Origin of the sequence: Streptomyces griseorubiginosus (assembly GCF_036345115.1) — a bacterium.
GTDB classification, from domain to species: domain Bacteria; phylum Actinomycetota; class Actinomycetes; order Streptomycetales; family Streptomycetaceae; genus Streptomyces; species Streptomyces griseorubiginosus_C.
Genome location: NZ_CP107766.1, coordinates 6,139,991 through 6,154,844 on the forward strand (window position 1 = coordinate 6,139,991; position 14,854 = coordinate 6,154,844).

General features: G+C 70.3%; 12 protein-coding genes. 8 read left to right on the top strand and 4 right to left on the bottom strand.

Annotation, left to right across the window (positions count from 1 at the left end):
- Positions 1 to 14: 14 nt before the first annotated feature.
- Complete coding sequence (gene mmsA / locus OHN19_RS27850) at positions 15 to 1,517, top strand: CoA-acylating methylmalonate-semialdehyde dehydrogenase (protein WP_330266819.1); 1,503 nt, start codon at positions 15 to 17, stop codon at positions 1,515 to 1,517.
- Between the two features lie 258 nt (positions 1,518 to 1,775).
- Here mmsA and OHN19_RS27855 read toward each other — a convergent pair whose 3' ends face one another.
- A complete protein-coding gene (locus tag OHN19_RS27855; RefSeq protein ID WP_330266820.1) occupies positions 1,776 to 2,609 on the bottom strand; it encodes a hypothetical protein in 834 nt (277 codons plus the stop codon).
- Between the two features lie 202 nt (positions 2,610 to 2,811).
- Here OHN19_RS27855 and OHN19_RS27860 point away from each other — a divergent pair, with 202 nt between their 5' ends.
- The 5 genes from OHN19_RS27860 (at position 2,812) to OHN19_RS27880 (ending at position 11,559) form a co-directional block, all read left to right on the top strand.
- A complete protein-coding gene (locus OHN19_RS27860) occupies positions 2,812 to 4,203 on the top strand; it encodes an APC family permease (RefSeq protein WP_330266821.1) in 1,392 nt (463 codons plus the stop codon).
- 196 nt (positions 4,204 to 4,399) lie between these two features.
- Positions 4,400 to 7,033 carry an alpha/beta fold hydrolase gene (locus OHN19_RS27865; RefSeq protein ID WP_330266822.1) on the top strand — a complete coding sequence of 878 codons (2,634 nt, stop codon included), beginning with the start codon at positions 4,400 to 4,402 and terminating at the stop codon, positions 7,031 to 7,033.
- On the top strand, positions 7,030 to 7,896 hold the full coding sequence (locus OHN19_RS27870) for an ABC transporter permease (protein WP_330266823.1): 867 nt from the start codon (positions 7,030 to 7,032) through the stop codon (positions 7,894 to 7,896). The genes OHN19_RS27865 and OHN19_RS27870 overlap by 4 nt, the downstream gene beginning before the upstream one ends.
- Before the next feature lie 147 nt (positions 7,897 to 8,043).
- The gene (locus tag OHN19_RS27875) at positions 8,044 to 9,576 is read left to right on the top strand and encodes a vWA domain-containing protein (protein WP_330266824.1); all 1,533 of its coding nucleotides are present in this window, start codon (positions 8,044 to 8,046) and stop codon (positions 9,574 to 9,576) included.
- A 72-nt stretch (positions 9,577 to 9,648) separates the two neighbouring features.
- A complete protein-coding gene (locus OHN19_RS27880) occupies positions 9,649 to 11,559 on the top strand; it encodes an AMP-dependent synthetase/ligase (RefSeq protein ID WP_330266825.1) in 1,911 nt (636 codons plus the stop codon).
- Between the two features lie 64 nt (positions 11,560 to 11,623).
- On the opposite strand, the gene OHN19_RS27885 is transcribed toward OHN19_RS27880, so the two are convergent.
- From OHN19_RS27885 to OHN19_RS27895, 3 genes are all read right to left on the bottom strand, one after another.
- Positions 11,624 to 12,034: a rodlin gene (locus tag OHN19_RS27885; protein ID WP_330266826.1), complete on the bottom strand. Its 411-nt coding sequence runs from the start codon at positions 12,032 to 12,034 to the stop codon at positions 11,624 to 11,626.
- Positions 12,035 to 12,159: 125 nt separating this feature from the next.
- On the bottom strand, positions 12,160 to 13,170 hold the full coding sequence (locus tag OHN19_RS27890; protein WP_330269725.1) for an LCP family protein: 1,011 nt from the start codon (positions 13,168 to 13,170) through the stop codon (positions 12,160 to 12,162).
- A 107-nt stretch (positions 13,171 to 13,277) separates the two neighbouring features.
- Positions 13,278 to 13,679 (bottom strand): rodlin, encoded by a 402-nt coding sequence (locus OHN19_RS27895; RefSeq protein WP_330266827.1) that lies wholly within the window; start codon positions 13,677 to 13,679, stop codon positions 13,278 to 13,280.
- Between the two features lie 247 nt (positions 13,680 to 13,926).
- Here OHN19_RS27895 and OHN19_RS27900 point away from each other — a divergent pair, with 247 nt between their 5' ends.
- Together OHN19_RS27900 and OHN19_RS27905 are read left to right on the top strand one after the other, a co-directional pair.
- Positions 13,927 to 14,343 carry a rodlin gene (locus tag OHN19_RS27900; RefSeq protein WP_330266828.1) on the top strand — a complete coding sequence of 139 codons (417 nt, stop codon included), beginning with the start codon at positions 13,927 to 13,929 and terminating at the stop codon, positions 14,341 to 14,343.
- A 237-nt stretch (positions 14,344 to 14,580) separates the two neighbouring features.
- Positions 14,581 to 14,832, top strand: a complete 252-nt coding sequence (locus OHN19_RS27905) for a chaplin (protein WP_330266829.1) — start codon at positions 14,581 to 14,583, stop codon at positions 14,830 to 14,832.
- Positions 14,833 to 14,854: the final 22 nt, after the last annotated feature.

Below are 14,854 nucleotides of genomic sequence, written 5' to 3' on the forward strand. Positions count from 1 at the left end.
AGGAGTACTCGGTCATGACGAAGATCGTCAACCACTGGATCGGCGGCAAGACCGTCGAGGGCGCGTCGGGGAACTACGGGCCGGTCACCGACCCGGCGACCGGCGCGGTCACCACCAAGGTCGCGTTCGCGACCGTCGACGAGGTCGACGCCGCCGTAGCCGCCGCGAAGGACGCGTTCCAGACCTGGGGCACCTCGTCCCTCGCCAAGCGCACGACCATCCTGTTCAAGTTCCGGGCGCTGCTCGAGGCGAACCGGGACGCGATCGCCGAGCTGATCACCGCCGAGCACGGCAAGGTGCACAGCGACGCGCTCGGCGAGGTCGCGCGCGGCCTGGAGATCGTCGACCTGGCGTGCGGGATCACCGTGCAGCTGAAGGGCGAGCTGTCGACGGAGGTCGCGAGCCGCGTCGACGTCTCCTCGATCCGCCAGCCGCTCGGTGTCGTCGCGGGCATCACGCCGTTCAACTTCCCGGCGATGGTCCCGATGTGGATGTTCCCGATCGCCATCGCGACCGGCAACACCTTCGTGCTCAAGCCGTCCGAGAAGGACCCGTCGGCCTCCCTGAAGATCGCCGAGCTGCTGGCCGAGGCCGGTCTGCCCGACGGTGTCTTCAACGTCGTCCACGGTGACAAGGTGGCGGTGGACCGCCTTCTGGAGCACCCGGACGTCAAGGCGGTGTCGTTCGTCGGCTCGACCCCGATCGCCCGCTACATCCACACCACCGCCTCCGCGAACGGCAAGCGGGTGCAGGCCCTGGGCGGCGCCAAGAACCACATGCTGGTCCTCCCGGACGCCGACCTGGACGCGGCGGCCGACGCGGCCGTCTCCGCGGCCTACGGCTCGGCGGGCGAGCGCTGCATGGCCATCTCCGCCGTGGTCGCGGTCGGCTCCATCGGCGACACGCTGGTCGAGAAGATCCGCGAGCGTGCCGAGAAGATCAAGATCGGCCCCGGCAACGACCCGACCTCCGAGATGGGCCCGCTCATCACCAAGGTCCACCGCGACAAGGTGGCCTCCTACGTCTCCGGCGCCGCCGCCGAGGGCGCGGAAGTCGTCCTGGACGGCACCGGCTACACCGTCGAGGGCTTCGAGGACGGCCACTGGATCGGCATCTCCCTCCTCGACAAGGTCCCGACCAGCGCCAAGGCCTACCAGGACGAGATCTTCGGCCCGGTCCTGTGCGTGCTCCGCGTGGACACGTACGACGAGGGCGTGGCGCTGATCAACAGCTCGCCGTTCGGCAACGGCACCGCGATCTTCACCCGGGACGGCGGCGCCGCCCGCCGCTTCCAGCTGGAGATCGAGGCCGGCATGGTCGGCGTCAACGTCCCGATCCCGGTCCCCGTCGGCTACCACAGCTTCGGCGGCTGGAAGGACAGCCTCTTCGGCGACCACCACATCTACGGCAACGACGGCACGCACTTCTACACCCGCGGCAAGGTCGTCACCACCCGCTGGCCCGACCCGGCCGACGCCCCCACCGGCGTCGACCTGGGCTTCCCCCGCAACCACTGAGCCAACCCGAACGCCGGGCACGCACACGCGTGTCCGGCGCCAGGAGGGCCTCGACGACGCCGGGAAGCCCGAGGGCGGAACGCGCCGCAGCCGAACGAGAGCCCGGCCAGGGCAGCGGTCACCACGACCGCGCACCTGGACCGGGCTCTCGCCGTCCGCACCAGCGTCCGCGCGCGAGCGGCGGCAGCGGGAGGCGGGCAGCGGGAAGCGCGCCTCGACGCGAGGAACCCCCGACCCGCCGAGCCCGCCCAGCCATGCTCACTGCTTGTCGGCGGCGCCCTTGAGAGCCTCGCTCAGGTCACCGGTCTCGGCGGCCGGCGGGGCCTTCACCACGGCCGTCTTCCCGAACTTCTCGAAGTCCATGGTCACGGTCATCGCGCCGATCTTCTGCTTCAGCCGCACCGGCAGGTCGTTGCTCACCCAGATGTCCATGGTCATCGACGAGGCACCGCCGGTGACCGCCCCGGCGAGGCTGTCCTTGTCGCCGTAGGCGTCCTTGAACTTCCCCAGCTGAGCCTGGTCGAGCCGCGCCCGGTAGTGGGTCGTGCTCTTCCCGTCGACGGTCTCCTTGCCGAGGTCCTCGACGTTGTTCGCGTACTTCAGGCTCTTCATGGACGCCGCCGGGCTCCCGCCACCGCCCCCGCTGAACGCCTGCGCGCCCTTCTCGCCGAAGACGGCCGCCGCGTCGATCTTCATCCACTCCTTGCCCTTGAGCGGGCCGGAGCGCTGCGGGTCGACGTCGTAGTAGTAGGCACCGTCCACGAACAGCATGCGCATGGTCGGGGTGTCCTGGAGCAGCTGCATCTGGGCGGCCTTGGTGTCCATCTCGACGTCGAAGGCGTAGCCGTCGCCCCAGGAGTAGACGCCCTCCATGGTGATCGGAGCCGCGCCCGTGGTCGCCGTGGAGATCCTCACCTCGGCCGAGCCGAGGTCCTCCGTCCGGTCCGTCGCCCGCGCGAGCGCCGCCATGATCGCGTCCGACTTGTCGACGACGTCCGCCGCCTTCTTCACCCCCTCCGAGCCGCACGCCGACACCGCGACCATCGCCGCCGCCGTGAACCCCACCCAGACAGCGGTGTACTTGAGCTTCATGTGCCCCCCTGTGAACGATCTGTGAGCAGCGACTTTAGCGGTACGTTTTTTCACGCCGCCACTGCGATTCCCGTACCCCGGAAACAGCGGAATCCGTACCGCAGAACTGCCGTTTTCGCTATTCGAACGGCTCGTGATCTACGGATTTCGCACCAAGGCACCTATTGACGTGCCGGTTTTCGTCGGGGTTCCATGCAGCACCATGACCGACACCCTCCGCCCTGCCGACACCGCCGTCCCAGAGGCGCTGGAGCACGGCCACGCCAAGCTCAACCGCTCCATCGGCGTGGTCGGCGGCACCCTCCTGACCCTGTCCTGCGTGACCCCGGCGTCCACCCTCTTCGTGGTGGTCCCCGACCTCTTCGGCACGCTCGGCACCGCCACCGCCCTGACGATCGCCATCGGCTCCCTCCTGTGCATCGCCGTGGCGTTCTGCTACTCGGAGCTGGGCACCCTCATCCCCAGCGCCGGCGGCGAGTACGCCATGGTCTCCACGCTGGCCGGACGGCTCGCGGGCTGGCTCGTCTTCGTGCTGTCCCTCCTGGTCGTGATGATCGTCCCGCCGGTGATCGCGATGGGCACGGCCGACTACCTGGCCCCGGTGATCCACCTGGACCCGTCCGTCGCGGGCGCCGGCGTCATGCTCCTGGCCACCCTCGCCGGCCTCCTCGACCTGCGCGCCAACGCCTGGATCACCGGCGTCTTCCTGGTCCTGGAGGTGATCGCGGCGGCGGTGGTCGCACTCCTGGGCTTCACCCACGCCGAACGCGGGCCGGACAGCCTGCTGTCGATGCAGGTGGCGGGCGCGCACGGCGGCACGGACACCGTGACGGCCATGCTGGTGGTCTCGGGCCTCGCGATCGCCCTCTTCGTGACCCAGGGCTTCTCGACGGCCGTCTACCTCTCCGAGGAACTGGAGAACCCCCGCCGCACCGTGGCCCGCACGGTCCTCGCCACCCTCGCCATCTCCTCGGTCATCATCCTGGTCCCGGTGGTCGCGATCACCCTGGGCGCCTCCGACCTCTCCGAACTGACCGGCGGTGACATCGGCTCCATGGTCACGGCCTGGTCCAACTCCGCGACGGGCACCTTCGTCAGCCTGTGCGTCGCCCTCGCGATCATCAACGCGGGCATCGTCATGGTCATCCAGAACTCCCGGGTCCTGTTCGCCTCGGCCAGGGACAAGGCCTGGCCGTCCCCGGTCAACACCGCCTTCGCGAGGCTCGGCCGCTTCGGCAGCCCCTGGGTCGCCACCCTCGCGGTCGGCGTCCCGGGAGCGGCCCTGTGCTTCGTGAACCTGGACACGTTGTACGGCGTCACAGGCGTCTCGGTGACGGCCATGTACCTCCTGGTGGCGGTAGCGGCCCTGTTGTCCCGCCGCACCCCCCACAAACACACCCCGGCCTGGCGCATGCCCCTGTGGCCGGCGACGCCGATCCTCCTGATAGCGGTCCTGACCTACATCCTGACCCAGCAGGACACGGAGTACCTGCTGTGGACAGGCGGCATCACGGCGGTGGCGACCCTGTACTGGGCCCTCTACCTGCGTCCGCGCAGGGACACGAGGTGGCTCGTCTCCATTCCGAGTGAGTAGACCTCCCCAGGGGCGCGGGGAACTGCGCGACCAGCCACAACGGCGCAGCAGACGGCACACAACAGGCGGATCCGAGCTCATAGCCGTCCGTACCGCACCTGCTGTACAGGACGAACCCCCCTCCACCCCCAGGAGGGCAACGAGTTCAGCCCCCGGTCGATAAGTCCCCGACAGCTTCACCCCGTACCGTTGAATCATGGATCTTCGACGCCTCCGGAGGCCACGGTGGATCGCCGCCGCGGCCTCCGTCGTCGTCCTCGCCGCTGCCGGGACATGGACGGCCGCCGCTTCTGACGACCCACCCCCGGTGCACCGCGCGGACCAGATCATGTCGATCGACGGCGTCCGCATAGACACCTCGTACTTCACGACGAACGGCACCGAAAGGCGCCCCGCGGTCCTCATGGGCCACGGCTTCGGCGGCAGCAAGAACGACGTACGCCCACAGGCGGAAGCCCTCGCGAGAGACGGCTACGCGGTCCTCACCTGGTCGGCGAGAGGCTTCGGCAGGTCCACCGGCAAGGTCGGCCTCAACGACCCCGACGCCGAGGTCAAGGACGTCGGCAAGCTGATCGACTGGCTGGCGAGGCAACCCCAGGTCCAGCTCGACAGGCCCGGCGACCCCCGGGTCGGCGTGACCGGCGCGAGCTACGGCGGCGCGATCTCCCTGCTGGCCGCCGGCCACGACGACCGCGTGGACGCCATCGCCCCCGCGATCACCTACTGGAACCTCTCGGACGCCCTCTTCCCGAACGGCGTCTTCAAGAAGCTCTGGGCCGGCATCTTCGTCAACTCCGCGGGCGGCTGCGACAAGTTCGAGCCGCGGATCTGCGCGATGTACGACCGCGTGGCCCAGTCCGGCACCCCGGACGCGAGCGCCGAGAAGATGCTGGAGGAACGCTCCCCGTCGGCCGTCGCCAAGGACATCAAGGTCCCCACCCTGCTGATCCAGGGCCAGACGGACTCCCTGTTCCCGCTGAACCAGGCCGACCAGGCCGCCAAGGCGATCCGCGCCAACGGCGCCCCCGTGGACGTCGACTGGATCGCGGGCGGCCATGACGGCGGTGACATGGAGACGAGCCGTGTCCAGAGCCGGGTGGCCGACTGGTTCGACCGGTACCTCAAGGACGACAAGTCCGCCGACACCGGCCCCGCCTTCCGCGTCACCCGCACCCTCGGCACCGGCACCGGCGACGGCGAACCCCGCCTGACGGGGGTCACCGCCGACACGTACCCGGGCCTGGACAGCGACGACCGCAAGGTCCAACTGGCCGGCCGCGAACAGGACTTCGCCAACCCGGCCGGCGCCGCCCCGCCCGCCGTCTCCGCCCTCCCCGGCCTCGGCGGCGCCGGAGGCCTCGCCCAGCTCTCCTCCCTCGGCGTCGGCGTCTCCCTGGACTTCCCGGGCCAGTACGCCGCGTTCGAGTCGCAGCCGGTGCGTGACGACCTCCAGATCACCGGTTCGCCGACCGTCACCGTGCACATCAAGTCGACCGGCGACGACGCGGTCCTCTTCGCCAAGCTGTACGACGTCTCCCCGGGCCGCGGCGGACAGCAGACCCTGCCCTCGCAACTCGTCGAGCCCATCAGGGTCGAGGGCGCGAAGGCCGGCAAGGACGTCACGATCACCCTCCCGGCGATCGACCACGAGATCGACGACGGCCACCGCCTCAAGCTGGTCCTCGCCTCCACAGACCTCGGCTACGCGTCCCCGACGGCCCCGGCGACGTACACCGTCTCCCTCAAGGGCGACCTCCAAGTGCCCACCCCCCTCAGCGAGAAGAACACCCAGGCCCCCCTGCCCGCCTGGGTGTGGTGGCTGCCCCTGGCCGGCGCGGTGCTCGCGCTGATCCTCCTGGCGACGGGCCGCCGCCGTACCGCGGCTCCCGCCGCCCCCGAGCCGGAGCTGGCCGAAGTGCCGCTCCAGATAAGCGACTTGAGCAAGCGGTACGCCAAGTCCGCCGACCGGTACGCGGTCCGCGACCTCTCCTTCCGCGTGGAGAAGGGCCAGGTCCTCGGCCTGCTCGGCCCCAACGGTGCGGGCAAGACCACCACCCTGCGCATGCTGATGGGCCTGATCAAGCCCGACGGCGGCGAGATCCGCGTCTTCGGCCACGCGATCGCCCCCGGCGCCCCCGTCCTCTCCCGCGTCGGCGCCTTCGTCGAGGGCGCGGGCTTCCTCCCGCACCTGTCCGGCCGGGAGAACCTGGAGCTGTACTGGCAGGCCACCGGCCGCCCGCCGGAGGACGCGCACATGGAGGAGGCCCTCGAAATCGCAGGTCTGGGCGACGCGTTGGCCCGGGCGGTGCGCACCTACTCCCAGGGCATGCGCCAGCGTCTGGCCATCGCCCAGGCCATGCTGGGCCTGCCGGACCTGCTCATCCTCGACGAACCGACCAACGGCCTCGACCCGCCGCAGATCCGCGAGATGCGCGAGGTGATGATCCGCTACGCGGCGGCCGGCCGCACGGTCATCGTCTCCAGCCACCTCCTCTCGGAGGTCGAGCAGTCCTGCACCCACCTCGTGGTGATGGACCACGGCCAGTTGGTCCAGGCGGGCCCGGTCGGCGAGATCGTCGGCTCCGGGGACACCCTCCTGGTCGGCACCGCCGTACCCGTCGAGGAGCCGGTGGCCGAGAAGGTCGCGGCCCTGCCGGGGGTGGCCTCGGCGGTCACCACCGACGACGGCCTTCTCGTACGGCTCGACGCGGACGGCAGCGCACAGCGACTGGTCGCCGAACTCGTCCGCCTCGAGATCCCCGTGACGTCGGTGGGCCCCCACCGCCGCCTCGAAGACGCCTTCCTCACCCTGATCGGAGACTCCGCATGAGCAGCACGCTCACCGAGCGCGCGGAGGTCGCCGACGGCTACCGCGCGGGCCGCACCCTGCCGGTCCGGGTGGAACTGGTACGGCAGTTGAAGCGCCGCCGCACCCTCATCATGTTCGGCATCCTGGCCGCGCTGCCCTTCGTCCTGCTCATCGCCTTCCAGCTGGGCGGCGGACCGGGCTCGGGCAACAACCGGGTCAACCTCATGGACACCGCCACGGTGTCCGGGGCGAACTTCGCCGCGGTGAACCTCTTCGCCTCCGCGGGCTTCCTGCTGGTCGTCCCCGTGGCGCTGTTCTGCGGGGACACGGTCGCCTCGGAGGCCAGCTGGTCCTCCCTGCGCTATCTCCTCGCGGCCCCCGTGCCGAGGGCCCGGCTGCTGTGGTCGAAGCTCGCCGTCGGCCTCACCCTGAGCCTCGCCGCGATGCTCCTGCTCCCGCTGATCGCCCTCGCGGTCGGCACGATCGCCTACGGCTGGGGCCCGCTCCAACTCCCCACCGGCGGCTCGATGGCCGCGGGCACGGCGGCCCAACGCCTGCTGATCACGGTGGCGTACATCTTCGTCTCCCAACTCGTCACCGCGGCCCTCGCGTTCTGGCTCTCCACCCGCACCGACGCCCCCCTCGGCGCGGTCGGCGGGGCGGTCGGACTGACCATCGTCGGCAATGTGCTGGACCAGGTGACCGCCCTCGGCGACTGGCGCGACTTCCTCCCCTCGCACTGGCAGTACGCCTGGCTGGACGCCGTACAGCCGAAGGTGGAGTGGTCCGACATGATCCAGGGCACCTCCCTTTCGATAACGCTCGCCCTGGTGCTGTTCGCGCTGGCCTTCCGCGGTTTCGCCCGCAAGGACGTGGTCTCGTAGGTCAACGGAGGATCACCCACCGGTCTCGACGGGCCGTCTCCGTGCCCCCTTCGATACCCTTCCGCAACGCTCCGTAGCGCACGTTCCGGCCCCCCGGCCCGTCACAGTCGCAGAAGCCGACGTCAACAGGCCCAGGGGGTACGGACGATGGAGCGACAGCGGACACGACAGGTGATGCTCGCCCTGACACTGGCGGGCGGCCTGCTGCTCACCGGCTGCAGCGGGGGCGACGACAGCGGAAGCAAGAGCAGCGCCGACGGATCGAAGGGCGGCTCGTACGGCTCGGCCTTCCCGGCCCCGGACCAGCTGGAGGGCGAACAGGGTTCCGAGGAGTCCCGCGACTACGACTCCCCGGAACCGCAGGCCCCCGATTACCTCTCCACCTTCGCCCTCGACGTCGACACCGCCTCCTACGGCTACGCCCGCCGCACCCTTGCCGAGGGCCGCCTCCCCGACCCCTCGACGATCCGCCCCGAGGAGTTCGTCAACAGCTTCCGCCAGGACTACGACCGCCCCGACGGCAACGGCTTCACGGTCACCGTCGACGGCGCCCGCACCGACCGGGACGGCTGGTCCCTGGTCCGGGTGGGCCTGGCCACGCGCGAGGCACGGGACCAGGACGACGACCGCCCGCCCGCCGCCCTGACCTTCGTCATCGACATCTCCGGCTCCATGGCCGAACCCGGCCGCCTCGACCTCGCCCAGCAGTCCCTCGACACCATGACGGAACGCCTGCACGACGACGACTCCGTCGCGATCGTCACCTTCAGCGACGAGGCCGAGACGGTCCTGCCGATGACCCGGCTCGGCGGCCACCGCGACCGGGTCCACGAGGCGATCGACGGCCTGGAACCGACGTACTCCACCAACCTCGGCGCCGGCGTCGAGACCGGATACCGCACGGCCGTGGACGGTCTGCGCGAGGGCGCCACCAACCGGGTCGTCCTCATCTCCGACGCCCTCGCCAACGACGGCGACACCGACCCCGACTCCATCCTCGACCGCATCGACACCGCCCGCCGCGAAGACGGCATCACCCTCTTCGGCGTGGGTGTCGGCAGCGACTACGGCGACGCCCTGATGGAACGCCTCGCCGACAAGGGCGACGGCCACACCGTCTACGTCTCCGGCGCCGACGACGCCGAGAAGGTCTTCTGCGAACAGCTCCCGCAGAACATCGACCTCACCGCCCGCGACGCCAAGGCCCAGGTCGCCTTCGACCCGGAGACCGTCAAGCAGTTCCGCCTCATCGGCTACGACAACCGCCGCGTCGCCGACGACGACTTCCGTGACGACCGCGTGGACGGCGGCGAGGTCGGCCCCGGCCACACCGTCACCGCCCTCTACGCGGTCCGCACCAAGCCCGGCGCCGAGGGCCACCTCGCCACCGCGACCGTCCGCTGGCAGGACCCCGAGACCCGCGCCCCGCACGAGAAGTCGGCCGAACTGGAGACCTTCGACGACTCCCTGCGCGAGGCGAACTCCCGCTTCCAGGTCGACGCGGTGGCCGCCTACTTCGCCGACCTCCTGCGCGGAACCTACGACGACGAGCGGCTGCCGGGACGGCCGTCGACGCGGGAACTCGCCGACTGGGCAGACCAGTTGGCGGACCGCACCGAGGACAGCGCGGTACGGCAGCTCGCCGACGCCATCCGCCGGGCCCGGCTCCTCGCGGACTGACGCCGGACCCATTGACCTTTTCTTACTTGAGAGTAAGTTAGCGGCCCAGTCGGAGCCGACCGGGGAGCCACGATGGGCGTACGCAGGGATCTGAAGAGGGCGAAACACCTGGCGGGCCGGTCCGCGGTCGAGGTCGTCAGGGACGAGAGCGGTGTCGTACGGGAGGCCCGCACCCCGCCCCTCGCCCCGCGCCCGACCACCGGCAGCATCGCCGACCTCCCCTTCACCAACGCGGCCGAGACCCCCGAGGCCGTGGTGCTGCACCGGAAGGAGGGGGACACCTGGAGCCCCGTCACGGCAGCCGCCTTCGCCCGTGAAGTGACCGCCGTGGCCAAGGGGTTGGTCGCCGCGGGTGTCGAACCGGGCGGCCGGGTCGCGGTGATGTCCCGCACCCGCTACGAGTGGACGGTCCTGGACTTCGCGATCTGGGCGGCCGGGGCCCAGACCGTCCCGATCTACGCGACCTCCTCCGCCGAGCAGGTGGAGTGGATCGTCCGCGACTCCGGCGCCCGCCATGTCGTCACCGAGAACGCCGAGAACGCGGCCACCGTCACCACCGGCACCGCGGACCACCAGGTCAGGCCCCGTGTCTGGCAGTTGGAGGCGGCCGCCCTCGACGAACTCGCCGCCCTCGGGCACGACGTCCCCGACGAGGAGGTCACCAAGCGCCGCGCCGCGCTCGCCCCCGACACCATCGCCACGATCTGCTACACCTCCGGCACCACCGGCCGCCCCAAGGGCTGCGTCCTCACCCACGCCAACCTGCACGCCGAGGCCGCCAACACCGTCGAGCTCCTCCACCCCATCTTCAAGGAGGTCACCGACCAGACCGCCTCCACCCTCCTCTTCCTCCCGCTCGCCCACATCATGGGCCGCACCCTCCAGATCGCCTGTCTGATGGCCCGCATCGAGATCGGCCACTGCCCGAGCATCAAGCCCGACGAACTGCGGCCCGCCCTCAAGGAGTTCCGCCCGACCTTCCTCGTCGGCGTCCCGTACCTCTTCGAGAAGATCCACGCCACCGGCCGCGCCACCGCCGAGAAGATGGGCCGCGCCGCCTCCTTCGACCGCGCCCACCACGTCGCCGTCCGCTTCGGCGAGGCCTACCTGGACAAGTTCCTGGGCCGCGGCAAGGGACCAGGACCCGACCTCTACGCCGCCTGGGGCCTGTACGACCTGCTCGTGTACCGCCGTATCCGCAAGGAACTCGGCGGCCGCATGCGCTACGCCATCAGCGGCGGCTCACCCCTGGACCGCGACCTCAACCTGTTCTTCGCCGCGGCCGGGATCATCATCTACGAGGGCTACGGCCTCACCGAGACCAGCGCCGCCGCCACCGTCGTCCCGCCGCTCAGCCCCCGCCCCGGCACGGTCGGACAGCCCGTGCCCGGCACCGCGATCCGCATCGCCGACGACGGCGAGGTCCTCATCAAGGGCGGGGTCGTCTTCGGCGCCTACTGGAACAACCCCGAGGCCACCGACGCCGTCCTGAAGGACGAGTGGTTCGCCACCGGCGACCTCGGGGCCCTCGACGAGGACGGCTACCTCACCATCACCGGCCGCAAGAAGGACCTCCTCGTCACCTCCGGCGGCAAGAACGTCTCCCCGGCCGTCCTGGAGGACCGGCTGCGCAGCCGGGCCCCCGTCGGCCAGTGCCTCGTCGTCGGCGACAACCGCCCCTTCGTCGCCGCCCTGATCACCCTCGACCCCGAGGCGATGACCCACTGGCTCTCGGTCCGGGGCCTGCCCGCCGACACCCCCCACGCCGAACTCGCCGAGGACGAACGGCTGCGCGCCGACCTCCAGAAAGCCGTCGACCACGCCAACGCGGCCGTCTCCCGCGCCGAGTCGATCCGCGCCTTCCGGCTGATCGAGGGGGAGTTCACCGAGGACAACGGCATGCTCACCCCGTCCCTCAAGGTCAAACGGCACGCGGTGACGGCGGCCTACGCCGAGGACATCGAGGCCCTCTACCGGAAGTAGCGGAACGCGGAACGGCGGGCCACCGGAGAACCGGTGACCCGCCGTTGCGGCGGAGCGGGGAGGCTCAGCTGTGCGAGGCGCCGTTGCCCGACAGGGCCGAGATGTCGTCCAGGATGTGCGACAGCGGCTCGTCGCCCTTGGCCTGGGTGGAGTTCTCGACGCACTGCTGGTTCTGCGGGGCCGACAGGATCGGCACGTCCTGCAGGACACCGACGGCGACGAGGCCGACGAGGCCCTGGGCGTTCAGCTTGGCCGGCAGACCGACACAGGGCTTGTTCAGCGAACCCTGGACCAGCGAGAGCTGCGGGCTCATGTCGCCGAACGTGGCCGAGTTGCCGAACTCCTGCGAGGCGCCGTTGCCACTGGCGGACTTGGTGCCGCTGTCGTTGCCGATGGCGAGCGCCTGGGGGGCGGCCGCGGCCGCGACACCGGCGACGGACGCGGCAACAGCCGCGGTTGCCCACAGCTTCTTCATGTTCATTCCCTTCGAAAAGCGGACTCCGGGGAGGAGCTGCATGATCGTCAACGCCGGAGCCCCCGCCGGGGTTGCGCTCTTTGCCCCGATTGGCCCAGCGCGCGCAGGGACCGCGCGGGCGCCCCTCACGTGCAGGCGTAAGCACTCCCGCGCACGGTGACGGCACCCGTCAGGCGCGGCGGGTCGTACGGCTTCGGATCCGTGCCCGCCTTGATCAGCGGCCGGTCCTCGCGCAGCTTCTTGAACATCGCGGCCGCCTTCACCTTGTCCCAGGCCAGCGTGGAACCGATGTCGGGCCGGGTCGGGTTGAACCCGGCGACCGGCACCGTGGCGAACTCCGTGTTCTTCGCCGGCACCTTGTGCAGCGCGGCCGCCAGCTCCACCAGGTCCGCGGCGGCGAAGCCCTGCTCGACCTGCCCGGACCCGAGCAGGGTGCGCACCACACCGGCCGTCTTCACCGGGTCGGTCAGCAGCCGCTTCGCCTGGAGCCCGCGCAGCGTCTGGACCAGGAACCGCTGCTGGCGCTGGATCCGCCCGAGGTCCGCCGCCTGGTCCACCTTCCGGGACCGGACGTACTGGAGGGCCCGGCCGCCCTTCAGCCGGTGCTTGCCCGGCTTCAGATCGAGCTTGGTGGCCTTGTCCTGGAGGCGCCGGGCGGTGCACACCTCGACGCCGCCGACCTTGTCGACGGAGTCGATGAAACGCCGGAAGTCCAGCTGGAGGTAGTTGTCGATGCTCAGCCCGGTCATCGACTCGACGGTGGCGACGGTGAGCCGGGGGCCGCCCTCGGCGTACGCGCCGTTGATCTTCGAGGGCCGCGCCGGCAGCTGCTTGCCGGTGCCCTCGTCGCGGTGGGGCGGGATGTCGGCGTAGGAGTCGCGGGGGAGCGCGACGACACTCACGCGGTCCCGGCGGGCCGACACATGGACCACCATCAGGACGTCCGTGCAGTCACAGGCGACGCCGCCGGCGTGGAACTCGCGCTGCTCCGCGGCGGAGATCGTGTCACGGCCGTCCGTGCCCATCACGAGGATGTCGGTGCCGTGCGGGGTGGGTGCGGTCCGGCCGGGCAGAGCGGCGGCCCCGAGCAGCAGGACGGAGGTCGTCAGGACGACCGAGGAAAGGGTTCTCTTCATCGTCACGTGCCGGAACGTAAGCGAGCGGGCCGCCGTTGGTACGGCGGCCCGCTGACGGGGACTCAAGAATCAGCCCCAGGGCTCATCGGCCCACGGTGCGCGACAGCTCAGCTGCGCGAGGCGCCGTTGCCTGACAGGGCCGAGATGTCGTCCAGGATGTGCGACAGCGGCTCGTCGCCCTTGGCCTGGGTGCTGTTCTCGACACACTGCTGGTTCTGCGGGGCCGACAGGATCGGCACGTCCTGCAGGACGCCGACGGCGGCCAGGCCGAGGATCCCCTGGAGGTTCGCCTTCGCCGGCAGGCCGATGCAGGGCTTGTTGAGCGAACCCTGGATGAGCGCCATCTGCGGGCTCATGTTGCCGTAGGTCGCCGAGTTGCCGAACGACTGCGAAGCACCGTTGCCGCTCGCCGACGTGGTGCCGTGGTCGTTGCCGATGGCCATGGCGGGGGAGGCGGCACCCACGACGGAAGCGGCGACCGCGGCGGAAGCCAGAACCTTCTTGATCACTTGCTAGTCCCTTCTGAAGAAACCCCGTCCACCGGAGCGCTCTGGACAACTGCCCCGGTGCCGCTTGGTTGCTGTCATTCACTCCGATGGCCCAAAGGGGATCCGGCGAATTCCGCGCCGCGAGAGGTCCATTCGGGTGACGGGTCGAAACCAATCCAGGTGCCACAGGTTGATGCGGAGGCAGGAACAGTGCGTCTCGTCCCCGGGGACGTGTCCCAGGAGACGTCCCCCAGGAAAGGAAAACGAAATGCTGAAGAAGGCAATGGCCGTGGCGGCGGTCGCCGCGTCCGTCGTCGGCGCCTCGGCGGCGGTGGCCCCCCAGGCGCTTGCCATCGGCAACGACCACGGCACCACCTCGGCCAGCGGCAACGGCGCCCACAGCGCGTTCGGCAACTCGGTCACCAAGGGCGACATGAGCCCGCAGGCCACGCTGGTCCAGAGCTCGCTGAACAAGCTCTGCGTCGGTCTGCCCGCGAAGGCGAACCTGCAGGGCATCGTCGGCATCATCGCCGCCGTCGGTGTCGCGCAGGACGTGCCGATCCTGTCGGCCCCGCAGAACCAGCAGTGCGCGGAGAACTCGACGCAGGCCAAGGGTGACGAGCCGCTGTCGCACATCCTGGACGACGTCTCGGCGCTGTCCGGCAACGGTGCCTCGCACAGCTGAATCCACCGCTTCGAAATCGCCCGGGCAGACAGCCCGGGCGATTTTTCGTTGCTGATACACCGTCAATTGCCTTTTCCGTTGCTCAGGTGAGGCGTTTCCTTGAAGGCGTTCGAGTGAATTACCCGGCGACACACGTTCCGTAGTTTCCTTCGCTGTCTATCCCTCGTTCTACAGCCTGCAGGTCATGGTGCGAGCCGTTCCGACTGCGCTCGCTCGGTTTCTACCGACACTTCTGGCATGACCGCAGAGAAGGGAAATCTCATGAAGAAGACCGCTGCTGTCGTCGCGGGCGCGATCATGGCCCTCGGCATGGCCGCCCCGGCCTTCGCCGACGCCGGTGCCCAGGGCACCGCCGTGGGCTCCCCGGGTCTCCTCTCCGGCAACGTGGTCCAGGTTCCGGTGCACGTGCCGATCAACGTGTGCGGCAACACCGTGAACGTCATCGCGCTGCTGAACCCGGCCTTCGGCAACAGCTGCACCAACGACTGACGACGTAACGCGCCAGCCGCCC

Bases quoted from the DNA above. Each gene is read 5' to 3' on its own strand.
- mmsA (WP_330266819.1), top strand. From the start codon at position 15: ATGACGAAGATCGTCAACCACTGGATCGGCGGCAAGACCGTCGAGGGC.
- OHN19_RS27855 (WP_330266820.1), bottom strand. From the start codon at position 2,609: ATGAAGCTCAAGTACACCGCTGTCTGGGTGGGGTTCACGGCGGCGGCG.
- OHN19_RS27860 (WP_330266821.1), top strand. From the start codon at position 2,812: ATGACCGACACCCTCCGCCCTGCCGACACCGCCGTCCCAGAGGCGCTG.
- OHN19_RS27865 (WP_330266822.1), top strand. From the start codon at position 4,400: ATGGATCTTCGACGCCTCCGGAGGCCACGGTGGATCGCCGCCGCGGCC.
- OHN19_RS27870 (WP_330266823.1), top strand. From the start codon at position 7,030: ATGAGCAGCACGCTCACCGAGCGCGCGGAGGTCGCCGACGGCTACCGC.
- OHN19_RS27875 (WP_330266824.1), top strand. From the start codon at position 8,044: ATGGAGCGACAGCGGACACGACAGGTGATGCTCGCCCTGACACTGGCG.
- OHN19_RS27880 (WP_330266825.1), top strand. From the start codon at position 9,649: ATGGGCGTACGCAGGGATCTGAAGAGGGCGAAACACCTGGCGGGCCGG.
- OHN19_RS27885 (WP_330266826.1), bottom strand. From the start codon at position 12,034: ATGAAGAAGCTGTGGGCAACCGCGGCTGTTGCCGCGTCCGTCGCCGGT.
- OHN19_RS27890 (WP_330269725.1), bottom strand. From the start codon at position 13,170: ATGAAGAGAACCCTTTCCTCGGTCGTCCTGACGACCTCCGTCCTGCTG.
- OHN19_RS27900 (WP_330266828.1), top strand. From the start codon at position 13,927: ATGCTGAAGAAGGCAATGGCCGTGGCGGCGGTCGCCGCGTCCGTCGTC.
- OHN19_RS27905 (WP_330266829.1), top strand. From the start codon at position 14,581: ATGACCGCAGAGAAGGGAAATCTCATGAAGAAGACCGCTGCTGTCGTC.